This is a genomic window from Stenotrophomonas sp. STEN029 (assembly GCF_056760015.1).
In genome coordinates, this window is the sequence record NZ_JBRREC010000107.1 from 1 (window position 1) to 15586 (window position 15586).

Genomic DNA, 15586 nt, shown 5'->3' on the forward strand with positions numbered 1-15586 from the left:
CCAGCCCCCCGTCCGCCCCGCGCCCCCCCCCCACCCCCGCCGCGCCCCCCCACCCCCCCCCCCGCCGCCCCCCCCCCCCGCGCCCCCCCGGCCCCCCCACTACTGCCCGCCCGGAAACCAGAAGGGCCGCTTGCGCGGCCCTTCTGGGGGGGTAAACCCAGGCTTACTTGGACAGCTGCAGCAGGGTGGACGACACCCAACCGCGGTTGCCCAGTTCATCCTCGACTTCCCACATCACGCCTTCCTTGGTGCCGGTCGGGTACAGCATCATCCCGGCTTCCAGGGTGCGCACCGGCGCGCCGGTACCGCGGGCATTGGCCAGCAGGCGACCGGCACGGGTCACCGTCACCGCCTGCTGCGCGTTGGCGGCAGAGGCGTTATCCGGCAAACCACCCAGCTGGGCGATGATGTCGGTATAGGCCTGCAGGTAGGCCATGGTGATCACCTGGCCGATTTCGGTGTTGGCGTAACCGCCAACGCCCGCGGCGCCTAGGCCGCTGCCGCCGAACAGGCCACCGCTGGCACCGAAGCCCATGTCGCTCTTGCGCGCCGAACCTTCGGAGATGGCGACCTGCTCCGACGAACGCACGTCGGTCACGGTCAGCACCACGTCGGCGGTCTTGCTGGTGAAGTTCAAGCCACCCACCAACGCACCGGCGCGGCCGCCGATCAGGCCACCCAGCAAACCACCAATGGCATTGCCACCGGCATTGCTGTTCTGCGAGATCAGGTCCGGGATCATCACGTAGTCAGCGGCCTTGATCTGGCCCTTGCCGACGTTGGAACGACCACGCAGGTCACCACTGGCTGCCAGTTCACGCTCGAACTGGCCCGCGGCCATGCCGGCACCACGGTCCACCAGGGTGAAACAGCGCGAACGGCTGACGAAGGCCTTGATCAGGCGCGACGGCGCCGGCAGCTGCTGGCCAGTCCACCAATGGGTGGAGTCTTCCGGCTCGATCACCGACAAGGTGCCGATCGGACGCTGGCAGGTTGGAATCTGTGCGGCGGCCTGCTGGCGCTGTTCCTGCGCCTGGGTACCCTTGGCCTTGAATGCTGCCTGGGCCGGCTGGCTGCTGACAGCCGCAGCAATACCCAGAGTGATGACCGCTGCAGTGAGCGGCGAAAAAACGTTACGCATCTGATACTTCCCCATTAACCTGCACCTTACGAGGTGCGTTCCATTGGCTTAGAGACCTTGCGGTAAGACTCTGTCCCTGATGTTACCTAGCAGACGAGCACGGTCCGGTCCGCCGGAATCCTAACCCAGACCGACGTCAGGATGCATGACGTTTTTGTGAGGCGGCTCCCTTTATATGCACTGAAACTGCCTCTGTCGCGTCACATCTCCCGCAAAAAGACGGCCAGAAGGCATCGACCACGTCCGGCCCATTCCACGTCCAATGCGGAGGCCATGCCGCATCGCCTGCTGCCAGAGCCTCCTCCTGCGTGGAGATCACGAGCCCATCCCCTATTCAGGCCAGAGCACACCTAACTGCGTGAACCGCTGGGCTGGGCGGGACCAGGGAAGCTCCGAGGGGTATCGACTTAAGGCAGGGCTGGCGGCCTCAACGACAGCCACGATCCGGCTTGTTTGCGCAGCAGAACCCTGCCACCACCGCAAACGCCCACCAACAACATGTCAGCCACACAATGACTGTCTCATCTGGGAAAACCTCCATCCCGCCAGACCGACGAAAGCCAGACCAGGAAAGCGGCGACAATGACGAGCGCAGTTGAACTGCGCCGCGCGCATGCATACGAAACGCCCTCCAGCCAAGACCACCCACCTCGTCTGGTGCGCGCATCCACGCGCGGAAATCCATCGTCACACCCACAACAATCTGTCCGCTCGATAGCGATATGCCGACCCACAACGGATCACTAAGCTGCATGTCACTCTGCCGGCGAGGAGTCCGTACATGAAGAAAGGCACCCGACTGCTGTTGCTGATGGCAGGCAGCCTTGCAATCACCCCCGCCTGGGCAGCGCAACAATGCGCACAAAGTGCCTTGAGCGACCACCCGCCTGCGATCAATTTCCGCGTCGACAATGACTTGCTCGGCGGTGCACAGCAGGATCAGGGATACACCAATGGCGCGATGTTCACGCTGGTGTCGCCGAACCTGCAGGACTACACCGATGACCCCTGCCTGCCGCGCCTTGCGCGCTGGATGAATCGTCACCTGGAACGCCTGCATCCTGGTGAATTCCAGCAGCAGAACATGATTTTCAGTTTCGGCCAGGGCCTGTACACACCGACCGACAACACCCGTAGCGACCTGATCGAAGATGATCGCCCGTATGCAGCGGTGTTGATGGTCAACTTCGGCTACAACGCGCGTAACGGCAACCACCTGCGCACCACCCAGTTGGCGCTGGGGATGGTTGGCCCCTCCGCGCAGGGAAAGCAGGTGCAGGATGCCGTGCACAGCGTTCTTGGCGATGAGAAGTTCATGGGCTGGGACAACCAGTTGCATGACGAACCGGTGTTCAAACTCTTGCATGAGCGTATGCAACGCTGGCCTGCCGAAGGTAACGCGAGCGGCTGGGGCTGGGACGCGATCAGCCATTGGGGTGGCGCCATCGGCAACCTGGCTACGTATGCCAATGTTGGTGGCGAAGTACGTTTCGGCTGGAAGCTGCCTGACGACTTCGGCAGCTCACCGATGCGCCCCGCCGGTGAGAACACCGCACCCACCCGCCGCGGCCGTGCAGAAGGCTGGTCCAGCCATCTGTTCGTCACCAGCGACGCGCGTTGGGTACTGCGCGACATCACCCTGGATGGCAACACCTTCCGCAACAGCCACAGCGTGGACAAGCGTCCGTTTGTCGGCGACATCGGCTATGGCGTTGCAGTGATGCGTGGCAAGTGGAAATTCGCGCTGGCGCGTTACCACCGCACCCGCGAATTCGACGGCCAGAAAGAGACGCCGGTATTCGGCAGCTTCACCATCAGCCGCACGCTTTGACTGCAACGGTGAACAATTGCTGCCACTGGCGCTGTAAAAGCGACAAGGCAAAAGCACCCTCACCCCAACCCCTCTCCCGCGTGCGGGAGAGGGGTTGGGGTGAGGGCGCTTCTGCTCCACAGCTTTTGCTTTTGCTTTTGCTTCGGCTTCGGCTTCGGCTCCCGCCTTTGCTCTACAGCTTTTGACTTACCGGGCCCCTTCCGCAGCGACGGAGCTGGCAGACAAGACCCCGAACGGGGCGACGCACACGGATGTGCGTCGTTTTTCGACGAGACATGGATGTATCGTCGAAAAATCCTGCCAGCGGAGTGAACCCACGTCGCGCAGCGGCGTGGGCGCGGAGGCAGGGTGTGCTTTCTTTTGGTTATCTTTTCTTTGCACAAGCAAAGAAAAGTAACTCGCTCCCCGAAGGGGAGTGAAAGCCTTGGCAGTTGCAGTTGCCATGGCTAGAGCTAGAGCAGAGCTTTCGCCCGCCTTCGGCGCTGCGCGCTCCAGGTCCGCTCCGCCAGCGGGATTTTTCGACACGACATCCCTGTCGTGGCGAAAAACGACGTGCATCCATGCACGTCGCCCTTCGGGTTCTTCCCACTGGCTCCGTCGCTGCGGAAGGGACCCGGTGGGTCAAAGTCCAAAACAACAGCAACAGCTACGGCAATGGCAATGGCAACGGCGAAAGCTACCCCTCCCCAACCCTCCCCTTGCCTGCGGCAAAGGGAGGGGGCGAAGCTGCACTTGGTAAAGGGTCGGAGCGGAGCTGCGCCACTTCGTAGACAAAACAAAAGCGGCGTTGCTGCGCCCCATCGACTGGAACTCCAGTCGACAGAACACCGCAACGCCGCTCGGCTTTTCAGCCGGTGAAAGCCCTTACTCGGACTTCCACCACATCATGAAGGCATCCCACAGACGCTTGAAGAAACCGCCCTCTTCCACCGCCTGCACAGCCACCAGCGGCGCCTCAGCAACCACCTTGCCATCCAGCGACACCTTGACCGTACCAATCTGCTGACCTGCAGTGATCGGCGCCACCAACTGCTTCGGCACGTCCATCGACGGCTTCAGATCGTTGTAACGGCCACGCGGCACGCTCACCAGCATCGGCTGCGCCACGCCCAGCTGCACCTCATCGGCCGCGCCCTTCCACACATGCTGCGTGGTCACCGCCTTGCCCGGCTCATACATGCGATGGGTTTCGAAGAAACGGAAACCCCAGTTCAACAGCGCCAGACTGTCATCAGCACGCTGCTTCTCCGATGCACCACCCATCAACACCGCGACCAGACGCTGGTCACCGCGCTGCGCCGAGCTCAACAGGCAGTAACCGGCCGCCGAGGTGTGGCCGGTCTTGATGCCGTCCACGCTCTGGTCACGCCACAACAGCAGGTTGCGGTTCGGCTGGGTGATCTTGCCTACCGTGAATTCCTTGATCTTGTTGTACGCATACGTCTCCGGATAATCGCGCACGAAAGCGCGGCCCAGCAGCGCCAGATCATAGGCGCTGGACTGGTGACCCTCGGCGTTCAGGCCATGTGCGTTGACGAAGTGCGAATCCTTCATGCCGATCTTGGCGGCGTAGCTGTTCATCAGCGCCGCGAACGCTTCCTGGCTGCCGGCAGCATGTTCGGCCAGCGCGATTGCCGCGTCGTTGCCGGACTGGATCGCCATGCCCTTTTCCATGTCTTCCAGACGCGCGGTCTGGTTGACCGGGAAGCCGCTGTAGCTGCCATCGGTGCCTGCGCCGCCTTCGCGCCAGGCGCGCTCGCTCATCATCACCTGGTCGTCCGGCTTGATCTTGCCGGTCTTCATTTCCGCAGCCAGCACGTAGGACGTCATCACCTTGGTGATGCTGGCCGGCGGCAGCGGGGTATGGATGTTCTCGCCCGCCAGCACCTGGCCGGTGGCGTAATCCATCAGCACCCATGCCGTGGCGGTGGTCGGAACCGGGGCCGGCGGCGTCGCCACCTGCGCCGGAGCAGCAGCTGCGGCCGGTGCAGGCGTGGGCGTCGGGGTGGGCGTCTGGGCGGAGGCCAGACCCACGACGAGCGTGGTGGCCAGTGCAGCGGCGGCAAAACGGAATTTCATCGGACAGCGGTTCCTGATGGACGAGGAAGAAAAATTCGGGGAGTCATTGTAGGGCGACACCGGCCAGCTGGCGGCGCCCCGGTGTGCTGGGGTTAATCGCGGACCACTTGCGGCAGGCCAAACCCAAGACCGGCAATACGTCCGGCAAGTTCCGTGGCATTGCTGCTGTCACTGGCCGGTACACGCAGGCGCCACAGGGTGCGGCCACCACTGACGATGTCACTGAGGCTGGCACCGACGATACCCGCTGACGCCAGCTGGCCCAAGGCCCGCGCGGCATTGTCACGGCTGGAGAAACTGGCCACCTGCAACAGGATCGAGCCCAACGCGCGCGCGGCGGGATCGGCCGGTACGGTCTTCGGTGGCGGACCCGCCGCAGCCCTCGCCGCTGCGGCCGAAGCCGAGGCCGTAGGCGGCGTGAACTGCAGCAGTTCCGACGCTGCGGGAAGCGCCTGGACACTCACCGGTGCAGCTGCCGTGCTGGCAGCACTGGTGGTCGCCGGGCGACCGGTAGCGACACGCACACCGTTGTCCTTCATCCAGGCGTCGAAATGGTCGGCATTGCCGGCAACCGGGCGTGCCGGTGCGACGGGCAACTTCTCGACCAGCTGGTCCATGCGGCTGGGGCTCGTCGCGACGGGGCGCGTTGCCGGCGCTGCGGCGGCAACCGCCGCCGCAGCCCGTTCACGCCGGGCGCGACGGCTGTCGCCGGAGGCCTGCAGGTTCTCGCTGCCCGGGGTCAGGCCATGCACTTCGACCCGGCCGGTGCCGCGCTGGGTGATGCCCAGCCGCACTGCGGCGGCATAGCTGAGATCGATGACGCGACCTTCGTGGAACGGCCCGCGGTCGTTGACCCGCACGATCACCGACTCGCCGTTGTCCAGGTTGGTCACCCGCGCGAAGCTCGGCAGCGGCAAGGTCTTGTGCGCGGCGGTGAAGGCGTACATGTCGTACACCTCACGGTTGGAGGTAAGGCGGCCGTGGAACTTCTGCCCGTAATACGAGGCGGTGCCCTGTTCCACGTAGTTATCGACACGGTCCATGATCTGGTATTGCTTGCCCAGCACCGTATACGGCGACCGATTGCCGACTGCCGAGCGCGCCTCGTTGGTCACCACCGGCTCGGGAATGCAGTCCACATTGGGTATATAGCTCGGCGTGGAGTCGCTTACACCGGGCTTGTACAGGCCGCCAGCGGTGTAGTTGCCACGGGTGGATAGGTCTTCCTGCGCCTTGGCATAAGGCGAACCCTCAGGGCATTCACCGCGTGCACTGCCACGCCCGTGCACCACCGTCGCCGGCCGCGATGCCGAGCTGGCACCCGCTGTACCGGATGACGACTTCTTGGGGGCGCTGCTGCAGGCGGCCAGCCCGAGCACGATCAACGCAGGGACCAGCCACTTGATGTTCATGCCGGGGGAAGCTCCTTGCCGGCGATGGCCTGGGACAGCTGGAACACGGCCATCGCGTACATTTTGGAGATGTTGTAACGGGTGATCGCGTAGTAGTTCTGGAAGCCCAGCCAGTACAGCTTTCCGTCGCTGCCTTCAAGCGTCACCGGGGTGGCTTTGGCATTGACTGCACGCACAGGGGTGACCGGCTGGTAGCCACGTGCCGCCAGCTCGCTGACGGTATAGGTCGGGGTCCAGTCGGTGGGATTGAATTCCTCGAAGCCGGCCTGCAGCGTCGCTGGTACTGCCACGGTGCCGCCACGGATCCAGCCGCCCTTCTTGACGAAGTAATTGGCAATGGACGAGAAGACGTCGTCGTAGCTGTTGAACAGGTCACGGCGGCCATCGCCATTGCCGTCCACCGCGAAGTCCAGGTAACTGGACGGCATGAACTGGCCCATGCCCATCGCCCCGGCGTAACTGCCCTTGAGCGTGGTGATGTCGAGCTTCTCCAGCGCACTCAGCTCGAACAGCTTGGCCAGCTCGTCGCGGAAGAACAGTTCGCGGCGCACTTCGCGCTCGAGCTTGGCCGGGTCGCCGGTACGCGGGTATTTGAAGGCCAGCGTGTACAGCGCGTCGAGCACGCGGTGGTTGCCGGTATTGCGGCCGTAGCTGGTTTCCACACCAATGATGGAGACGATCACTTCGGCGGGCACGCCGGTGCGTTCCTGCACCCGCATCAGCTCATCGCGGTGCTCGGCCAGGAAGGCACGACCACCGTCGATGCGGGCCTGGGTGATGAACATCGGCCGGTATTCGTTCCACGGCTTGACCCGCTCGGCCGGACGCGACATCGCGGCGATGATCGGTTCGCGGATCTGCGCCTGCGCCAGGGTGCTTTCGATATAGGCCGGATCGATGCCGTACTTCGCCGCCGTATCGCGCACGAAGTTGGCGCGGGCGGTTTCGAACGGCACCGGCGTCAGGTCGACCGGCGGCAACGCGGTCTTGGCCTCGGGTACGGCTTCGGCCGGGCCGGTACTCGGCTTGACCGGAGTTTCCGCCGGGGCCGGCAGAGGTGCAGGAGTCTTCGGCTGGGTTGCGCAGGCAACCATGCCGAGGGTGAGGCAACAAACCAGGGCGCGTCTAATCATCGGGCGAGATTAGCAGGTCAAAGATGAATTTCCTGCAATAACACCATGAAACACAACAGGATTGAAGCGAAAAATACGCTACGCCGATCCGCACCGAAGCCCCTCGGATTCACGCTATTCGATGAATAGGCAAAGCGATGCCGCCGATTGTGGACCGGCAATCTGGCCCGGAAAGGATCGTGGCCAAGCCGGCCAGGCAAAAAAGGAGCGTCGGTCATCTCCCCATCCCGCTGAGATGACCGACACTCGCGTCAGCGTCCGGGGGACCCGGGACGACGGCTCCCCCCGTCATCCCGCCAGATGCCAACCTGCCAACTGCCCCATACGGCGAGCCGGCAGTCACAGCGCGGACAGCGCGCCGGTGACGGGGCGTAGTGTGAAGGTTTGGTAAAGCCAGGTGTTTGATCTGGATCAAAGCTCGCAATATTGCCGCGGATAAATGGACGAACCACGCAACAGCATTGCGCTAGCCGCCGTGCACCGGCCGGTGCGCACGTACCGCCATCACCAGCCCGAAGCCGGCCAGCAACGACACCGCCGAGGTACCGCCGTAACTGATCAACGGCATCGGCACGCCCACTACCGGCAACAGGCCGGAGATCATGCCGCCGTTGACCAGGATGTAGACGAAGAACGCCAGACCGGTCGCGCCCGCCAGCAGCCGCGAGTAGGTATCGCGCGAATCCACCGCGATCCACAGGCAGCGGCCGATCACGAACAGATACAAGGCCAGCACCACCGCCACACCGATCCAGCCGTACTCCTCGCTCAGTACCGAGAACGCGAAGTCGGTGGTCTGTTCGGGAATGAAGTTCAGGTGTGACTGCGAGCCCAGCCCCCAGCCCTTGCCGGTGAGCCCGCCGGAACCAATGGCGATCTTGGACTGGATGATGTTCCAACCCGCACCGAGTGCATCGCTCTCCGGGTCGAGGAACATCATGATGCGGTCCTTCTGGTACGGCCGCAGCAGCCAGAACCAGGCTACCGGCGCGGCCGCGGCAACACCGCCCACGCCCACGCCCACCCACCACCACGGCAGGCCGGCCAGCAACAAGACGAAGGCACCGCTGGCGGCAATCAGCACGCCGGTACCGAAGTCGGGCTGCAACATCACCAGCCCGGTCGGCACACCAATGATCACCGCTGCCACCAGCACCACCGGGATACGCGGTGGCAAGGGCATGCGGTTGAGATACCAGGCCACCATCATCGGCAGGCTGACCTTCAACAACTCGGCCGGCTGCAGGTAGAACAGGCCCAGGTTCAACCATTGCCGCCCGTACTTGCCGGTACCGAGCACGAACACCGCCAGCAGTGGCAGCATCGACAAGGCATAGATCATCGGCGTCCACGCGCGGATGCGCAGGATCGACACCCGCGAGATCGCCCACATCGCCACCAGGCCCACCGCGAAGCGCGCGCCCTGCGCCATCACCAGGCCACTGCCACCGGCGCTGTCCAGCACCGACAGGCCAATGACCATCAAGGCGAGCAAGGCAAACAGCAACGGCCAGTCCAGGCCACGGGTCAGGCGCTGACCCATCTCCAACGCCCAGCGCAGGAAATCCCTCATCGGCGCACCTCCGCTGAGGTTGCCGCCGGCAGCGCCGGACGTGCAGCTGCCGGCGCAACACCGGGCAGCGCCTCGGGCACTGGCTGCGGCGGCGTGCCTGGCAGCGGTGCCGGAGCACCAACCATGATCGGCAGATCGGCGAACTGCGGCGCTACCAGCTCACCGCGCGCGCGCCAGCTGGCATCTTCGGTATCGAAGGTCGCCACGCCCACCGCCACCGTGCCGCGCTCGGCATCCAGCGGCTGCAGGCCTTCGGGCATCACCCCAAGCAACCAGGCATCAAACACCTTGCGTGCGATCGGCGCGGCGGCCGAACCACCGTAGCCGCCGCCTTCCACTGCGATGGCAATCGCGATCACCGGTTCTTCGGCTGGCGCGAAACCAACGAACAGCGCGCGATGGCGCAGGTGCATCGGCAGGCTGCGCGGGTTCAACGCAGCCGTGCCCTTGCGGCTGATGACCTGCGCGGTACCGGTCTTACCCGCCATGCGGTACTGCGCACCGGCAGCCACGCGCCAGCCACTGCCGCCGGGCTGCATGGTGCCCATCATGCCCTCGCGCACTGCCTGCACATTGGCCGGATTGGGGCTTATCGGCCTGCTCGCCGGCTGCGGCGTCGGCGCCCAATCGTGGTCGAAACCGGCGCGCTGCTCCATCACCAGATGCGGCGTGCGCAACTGGCCGGTGGCCAGGCCACCAACCCCGCGCACCAGTTGCAGCGGCGTCACCTTCCACAGGCCCTGGCCGATGCTGGCATTGACCGTATCGCCGGGATACCAGCGTTCCTTGTTGGCCTTGAGCTTGGCTGCCGGCGACGGCAGGATGCCGCCGATCTCACCGGCCAGATCGATGCCGGTGGGTTGGCCGAAGCCGTAGCGGTTGCCCATGTAGTCGTCATAGCGCTCGATGCCCATGTCGATACCGAGCTGGTAGTAATAGGTGTTGACCGACTGCGAGATGGATTTGCGCAGGTCGGTCCAGCCATGGCCGCCACGGTTGGCGTCACCCCAGCCACGGCTCACGCCGGGCAGGTAGAACATGCCGCGCGACAGGATCTTGTCTTCCGGCCTGCGCAAACCACTGTCCAGGCCGGCCAGGCCGAGGAAGGGCTTCACCGTCGAACCTGGCGCCACGCCGCCCAGCACCAATCGATTGAACTGCGGCCGTGAGGGGTTCTCGTTGAGAAGCTTGAAATCGGCGTGGGAAATGCCGTTGACGAACAGATTGGGATCGAACGACGGCAGGCTGACCATGGCCAGGATTTCGCCGGTGCGTGGATCGATCGCCACCGCCGAGCCTTCCTGCTCGCCGAACGCCGCCACCATGGCGCGCTGCAGGTCGGCATCGATCGACAGCCGCAGATCGGTGCCCGACTGCGCCGGCACCCGCCCGACCGTGCGGATCGCACGACCCTGCACATTGGTCTCGACCTGCTCGTAGCCGATCTTGCCGCGCAGCTGGGTCTCGTAGAAGCGCTCCAGCCCGGACTTGCCGATGTGGGTCAGCGCTGCATTGCCCTCGCCCAGTTCTTCCAGATCCTTGTCATCGACCCGGCCGACGTAGCCGATGATGTGGCCGAACAGATCGCCATACGGATAGCGCCGGGTCAGGTAGGGCTCGAGCTCGACGCCCGGGTAGCGCCAGCGGTCCACCGCGAAGCGCGCCATCTCGTCGTCGCTGACCCGCAGCTTCAACGTCACCGGCATGAAGCCACGGCGCGCCTTGCGCGATTGCTTGAAGCGCTCGATGTCCTCCTCGCTGAGCGAGAAGATCTTCTGCAGCCCGGCAAGGGTAGCGTCCATGTCCGCGACCTTGTCGGCGGTCACGTCCAGGCGGAAGGCCGGCACGTTCTCGGCCAGCAGGCGACCGTTGCGGTCGTAGATCAGGCCACGCCCCGGCACCACCGGCCGCGCCTTGATGCGGTTGGCCTCGGAGCGGGTGGCGTAGATGTCGTGGTCCAGCACCTGCAGCTTGAAGTACCAGCCGGCGAGGAAACCCAGGGTCAGCAGTACGCCCAGGAAGCCGATCGCGGCACGCCGCCGGAACTGCTCAGCCTCCGCATGCGTGTTCTTGTGCTGGCGGCGCGGCGCCATCGTCAGCGCCCGCGCTTGCCCAGTCGCACCGCATCCAGCAGCACATACAGCGGCAGCCACAAGGCCATGCCCAGCAACGGCGCCACCCAGTAGCTCCACGGCAGCATCGGCTCGCCCACCAGCAGGTGAATGGCAGCATCGATCACGCGGTCATTGAACAGCAACCCGCCCATCGCCAAGGCCTGCTGCGACAGCGGGAAGAAACGGATGCGCGCACGGAAACGCTGCAGGATGAAGGCCATCACCACCAGCCGCAGCGCCTGCTCACCCAGAATGCCGCCAAACATCACGTCGGCCAGCAGGCCGATGCAGAAGGCGAAGCCCAATCCAACCTTGTCCGGGGTTTCGATCACCCAGTAGGCCAGCACCAGCGCCAGCCAATACGGGCGCGCCGGCAACAGCAGTTCGGGCAGCGGAATCAGCGCCAGCAGCAAGGCCAGCACGAAACTGACCGGCATCACCCAGCCCTTGGTGCGCAGGCGACTCATGGGCGCACCTGCGGCGGGGTCGGGTTGTCAGTGGTCACTGGTGTTGCCGGGCTTGCGGATTCGTTGGCTGGCGTTGTCGCCGGGACGGGTGCCTGGCCTGCCGCTGCCGGCTCGGTCGCTGGCGTGCTGGCCGGGGCCTGCGTGGCCGCCGCAGCCGGAAGGGTGCTGGCGTTGCCGCTGGCAGGAACAACGGCAGCCGGCGCGCCCATGCGGTTCACCGGGGCGGCGGATGGACCGCCCGCGGCCGCGGCTTCCGGCGCCGATTCGATGACAGTGCTGTCGGGCAGTTGCGGCAGCGCCGGTACCGAACGCAGCAGCAGCACGTTGCGGCCACGGTCCAGCTTGGCCGCTGGCTCCAGCTCGCCGACCAGGAAGGCATGGGTGTCGTCCGGACGCAGCTTCAGGATCTTGCCGACCGGGAAGCCGGCGGGGAAACGCCCACCCAGACCGGAAGTGACGATCTCATCGCCCACTTCCACGCCCGCGCTGAGCGGAATATCACGCAGTTCCAGCCGATCGCCACGGCCGTAGACAATCAGCCGCACGCCATTGCGTGCCACCGCCACCGGCACCGCATGGTCCGGATCGGTCAGCAACAGCACCGTCGAATGCGCCGGCGTCACCGCGATCACCTGGCCCATCAGGCCGCCAGCATCGATCACTGCCTGGCCGACATGCACTCCGGCGCGGCTGCCCGAATCCAGCACCAGGCGCTGTTTGACCGGGTCCAGGTCGATATCGAGGATGGGCGCCAGTTGCACGTCCAGGCCATTGCGCTCGGCCACGTTGAGCAGCTCGCGCAGCTGTGCGTTGTCCAGCGCCGCGGTCTGCAGGCGGGTCAGGCGTGCGTTGGCGATCAGCAGCTGGTTGCGCAGCTCGCGGTTCTCGCTGACCAGCTGGTTATGGCTGGCCGCGTTGTCCTTGACCGACGCCCCTACCCGACCCGGCACACCGGCCAGGGCCCAGATCGGCTGCACCAGCACATTGGCCTGGGCGCGCAGGCGCGACATCCAGCCGCCCTGGTCGTCGAGCACGATCAAGGTGATGGCCAAGGCCAGGTACGCCAGCAGACGCAGCGTGCTGCTGGCATCCCCCTGACGGGAGGCTACGGGAGGACCGGCGTAAGGGGGCACGACAGAAGGCTGGAAAAGGGAAATGAAGAATCAGGTATGGAAACGGCGCGACTGGCGTCACGCCGATGGTTCCGGGAAATGGATGCTGGAGACCGGAACGAACTGCAGGACACCCTGCCCCTCGCTACCAATTCCCCAGCCCCTGTTCCCTGCGGATCACTCCGGCGCAAAGAACTCGTTGCCGTGCATGTCCACCAGCTCCAGCGCACGACCGCCACCGCGGGCCACGCAGGTCAACGGATCGTCGGCCACCTGCACGTGCAGGCCGGTTTCTTCGGAGATCAGGCGGTCCAGGTCACGCAGCAGGGCGCCGCCACCGGTCAGCACGATGCCGCGCTCGGCGACGTCGGCGCACAGTTCCGGCGGGGTCTGCTCCAGGGCCAGCTTGACCGCCGAGACGATGCCCGACAGCGGCTCGTGCAGGGCTTCCAACACTTCGTTGGAGCTGATCTTGATCATCTTCGGCACGCCCTCGGCGAGGTTGCGGCCGGAGATTTCCATCTCGATCACTTCCGCCTGCGGGTAGGCGCAACCCAGCTCCACCTTGATGCGCTCGGCGGTGGCTTCACCGATCAGCATGCCGTGGTTGCGGCGCACGTAATTGGTGATGGATTCGTCGAAACGGTCGCCGCCGATACGCACCGACGCCGAATAGACAATGCCGTTCAGCGAGATGACCGCAACTTCGGTCGTGCCACCGCCGATATCGATGACCATCGAACCGCGCGCCTCGGTGACCGGCATGCCGGCACCGATCGCAGCAGCCATCGGCTCTTCGATCAGGAACACATCACGTGCACCGGCCTCCTCGGCCGATTCCTTGATGGCGCGGCGCTCCACCTGGGTGGAGCCGGCCGGCACGCAGACCAGCACGCGCGGGCTGGGGCGCAGCACGCGCGACTTGTGCACCTTCTTGATGAAGTGCTTGAGCATCGCCTCGGTGTAGGTGAAGTCAGCGATGACGCCGTCCTTCATCGGGCGGATGGTGGTGATATGACCCGGGGTACGGCCGAGCATCTGCTTGGCCTCGGCGCCGACGGCAGCCACCGAGCGGGTGCCACCGATGGCACGGTCCTGACGCACGGCCACGACCGACGGCTCGTTCAGCACAATGCCCTGGCCGCGCACATAGATAAGGGTGTTGGCCGTGCCCAGGTCAATGGACAGGTCATTGGAGAACATGCCACGCAGCTTCTTGAACATCTGGGAAGTGATCCTGAGGGGGTGTCGCGCCCACGCCGGTTGGCGAAAAAATGGGCAGAAAATGAGGGCAGTTAGCCTATCAACCCACCCCCGCCCGAGCAAGGAAAATCCTAGTGAATTCTGGGCTTTCAACCACTCCGGGCAGCTGCGGTACATCCTTGCTTGTGGCCGTGGGCCGCCGCAGCCGGTAACCTTACGCACTTTGGCGCGCAGTCGCGCCGGGTCGCCTGCGCGTGCGCGGCGGCTTTTTCCTTTTACGTATAGGCCTGTTCGCAATGTCCGCTTTGATCTGTGGTTCCCTTGCCTTTGACACCATCATGGTGTTCCCGGACCAGTTCAAGAACCACATCCTGCCGGACAAGGTGCACATCCTGAATGTGTCGTTCCTGGTGCCGCGCATGCGCCGCGAACTGGGTGGCTGCGCCGGCAACATCGCCTACAACCTGAAGCTGCTGGGCGGCAGCCCGATCCCGATGGGTACCGTGGGCCAGGACTTCGGTCCGTACCGTGAGCACTTCGAGCGCATGGGCATCGACCTGAGCCAGGTACGGGTGCTGGAAGACATGTTCACCCCGCAGTGCTTCATCACCACCGACCACGACAACAACCAGATCACCGCCTTCCACCCGGGCGCGATGATGCGTTCGCACGAGAACCACGTGCGCGACGTGCCGGGCGTCACCTTCGGCATCGTTGCCCCGGACGGCCGCGAAGGCATGATCCAGAACGCCGCCGAGTTCGTGGAATGCGGCATTCCCTTCATCTTCGACCCGGGCCAGGCGCTGCCGCTGTTCAACGGCCCGGAACTGCGCGAGTTCATCGAGCAGGCCGACTACGTGGTGGTCAACGACTACGAGTCCAACCTGCTGCAGCAGCGCACCGGCTGGAGCGAGACCGACATCGTCGCCCGGACCAAGGCCTACATCACCACCCAGGGCCCGCGCGGCGCCATCATCCACACCCCGGAAAAGAGCTTCGACATCCCGCCGGCGCACGAGCGCCGCGTGGTCGACCCGACTGGCTGTGGCGACGCCTTCCGCGCCGGCCTGATCTTCGGTATCGAGAAGGGCATGGACTGGCTGACCGTCGGCCGCATGAGCAACCTGATGGGCGCGCTGAAGGTGGAACACCCGGGCACGCAGAACCAGCGCTTCGACTTCGCCGAGTTCAACGACCAGTTCAAGCAGCAATTCGGCTACGGCCTCTAAGAAAAACGGCGCCTCGGCGCCGTTTTTTTTTTGCATGGGTCGCCGACCGTGCAAACGGCAAACGGTAGTGCCGAGCCATGCTCGGCAGAGGCTTTACCAGCGAAAAGCTCCCCTCACCCCAACCCCTCTCCCGCAAGCGGGAGAGGGGCTCTAGCGGTAGTGCCGAGCCACGCTCGGCAGGGGCCTTACCGGCAATCCATCGGTCGCAACGCATTTGTGGGAGCGGCGTAAGCCGCGAAGCTGGCAATGCTGGATTGCAGGCGTGCTCTGCAACCTGATGGAGTGGGAGCTT

Annotated in this window: 11 protein-coding genes; 2 read left to right on the forward strand and 9 right to left on the reverse strand. The window is 64.9% G+C overall.

Features of this window, described 5'->3' with window-relative positions; translation table 11 throughout:
- Positions 1 to 163 precede the first annotated feature (163 nt).
- The gene (locus ACVOLI_RS18160; RefSeq protein WP_481615451.1) at positions 164 to 1141 is read right to left on the reverse strand and encodes a CsgG/HfaB family protein; all 978 of its coding nucleotides are present in this window, start codon (positions 1139 to 1141) and stop codon (positions 164 to 166) included.
- A gap of 781 nt (positions 1142 to 1922) precedes the next feature.
- On the opposite strand from ACVOLI_RS18160, the gene ACVOLI_RS18165 reads away from it, so the two are divergent.
- The gene (locus ACVOLI_RS18165; protein ID WP_296250950.1) at positions 1923 to 2972 is read left to right on the forward strand and encodes a lipid A deacylase LpxR family protein; all 1050 of its coding nucleotides are present in this window, start codon (positions 1923 to 1925) and stop codon (positions 2970 to 2972) included.
- Positions 2973 to 3836: 864 nt separating this feature from the next.
- On the opposite strand, the gene ACVOLI_RS18170 is transcribed toward ACVOLI_RS18165, so the two are convergent.
- The 8 genes from ACVOLI_RS18170 to ACVOLI_RS18205 all read right to left on the reverse strand — a co-directional run bounded on the left by ACVOLI_RS18170 (position 3837) and on the right by ACVOLI_RS18205 (position 14086).
- On the reverse strand, positions 3837 to 5051 hold the full coding sequence (locus ACVOLI_RS18170; RefSeq protein ID WP_282271535.1) for a D-alanyl-D-alanine carboxypeptidase family protein: 1215 nt from the start codon (positions 5049 to 5051) through the stop codon (positions 3837 to 3839).
- Between the two features lie 92 nt (positions 5052 to 5143).
- A complete protein-coding gene (locus ACVOLI_RS18175; protein ID WP_481615452.1) occupies positions 5144 to 6463 on the reverse strand; it encodes a septal ring lytic transglycosylase RlpA family protein in 1320 nt (439 codons plus the stop codon).
- Positions 6460 to 7596 (reverse strand): lytic murein transglycosylase B, encoded by a 1137-nt coding sequence (gene mltB / locus ACVOLI_RS18180; RefSeq protein ID WP_481615453.1) that lies wholly within the window; start codon positions 7594 to 7596, stop codon positions 6460 to 6462. The genes ACVOLI_RS18175 and mltB overlap by 4 nt, the downstream gene beginning before the upstream one ends.
- A gap of 466 nt (positions 7597 to 8062) precedes the next feature.
- Entirely contained in the window at positions 8063 to 9169 is a 1107-nt protein-coding gene (gene rodA / locus ACVOLI_RS18185) for a rod shape-determining protein RodA (RefSeq protein ID WP_282271529.1), read from the reverse strand.
- Positions 9166 to 11262, reverse strand: coding sequence for a penicillin-binding protein 2 (mrdA, locus tag ACVOLI_RS18190; RefSeq protein ID WP_481615454.1), 2097 nt, complete (start codon positions 11260 to 11262; stop codon positions 9166 to 9168). Before mrdA ends, rodA begins: the two co-directional genes overlap by 4 nt.
- Before the next feature lie 2 nt (positions 11263 to 11264).
- Positions 11265 to 11750: a rod shape-determining protein MreD gene (gene mreD, locus ACVOLI_RS18195; RefSeq protein ID WP_282271525.1), complete on the reverse strand. Its 486-nt coding sequence runs from the start codon at positions 11748 to 11750 to the stop codon at positions 11265 to 11267.
- Entirely contained in the window at positions 11747 to 12883 is a 1137-nt protein-coding gene (gene mreC, locus ACVOLI_RS18200; protein WP_481615455.1) for a rod shape-determining protein MreC, read from the reverse strand. The genes mreD and mreC overlap by 4 nt, the downstream gene beginning before the upstream one ends.
- Before the next feature lie 156 nt (positions 12884 to 13039).
- The gene (locus ACVOLI_RS18205; protein ID WP_005419402.1) at positions 13040 to 14086 is read right to left on the reverse strand and encodes a rod shape-determining protein; all 1047 of its coding nucleotides are present in this window, start codon (positions 14084 to 14086) and stop codon (positions 13040 to 13042) included.
- Positions 14087 to 14361: 275 nt separating this feature from the next.
- Between ACVOLI_RS18205 and ACVOLI_RS18210 the strand changes: the two genes are divergently transcribed.
- Entirely contained in the window at positions 14362 to 15294 is a 933-nt protein-coding gene (locus tag ACVOLI_RS18210; RefSeq protein ID WP_282271521.1) for a carbohydrate kinase family protein, read from the forward strand.
- Positions 15295 to 15586 lie beyond the last annotated feature (292 nt).

Coding starts and splice junctions, on each gene's coding strand:
- ACVOLI_RS18175 (WP_481615452.1), bottom strand. CDS start 6,463: ATGAACATCAAGTGGCTGGTCCCTGCGTTGATCGTGCTCGGGCTGGCC.
- ACVOLI_RS18210 (WP_282271521.1), top strand. CDS start 14,362: ATGTCCGCTTTGATCTGTGGTTCCCTTGCCTTTGACACCATCATGGTG.
- rodA (WP_282271529.1), bottom strand. CDS start 9,169: ATGAGGGATTTCCTGCGCTGGGCGTTGGAGATGGGTCAGCGCCTGACC.
- mrdA (WP_481615454.1), bottom strand. CDS start 11,262: ATGGCGCCGCGCCGCCAGCACAAGAACACGCATGCGGAGGCTGAGCAG.
- mltB (WP_481615453.1), bottom strand. CDS start 7,596: ATGATTAGACGCGCCCTGGTTTGTTGCCTCACCCTCGGCATGGTTGCC.
- ACVOLI_RS18160 (WP_481615451.1), bottom strand. CDS start 1,141: ATGCGTAACGTTTTTTCGCCGCTCACTGCAGCGGTCATCACTCTGGGT.
- mreD (WP_282271525.1), bottom strand. CDS start 11,750: ATGAGTCGCCTGCGCACCAAGGGCTGGGTGATGCCGGTCAGTTTCGTG.
- ACVOLI_RS18170 (WP_282271535.1), bottom strand. CDS start 5,051: ATGAAATTCCGTTTTGCCGCCGCTGCACTGGCCACCACGCTCGTCGTG.
- ACVOLI_RS18205 (WP_005419402.1), bottom strand. CDS start 14,086: ATGTTCAAGAAGCTGCGTGGCATGTTCTCCAATGACCTGTCCATTGAC.
- ACVOLI_RS18165 (WP_296250950.1), top strand. CDS start 1,923: ATGAAGAAAGGCACCCGACTGCTGTTGCTGATGGCAGGCAGCCTTGCA.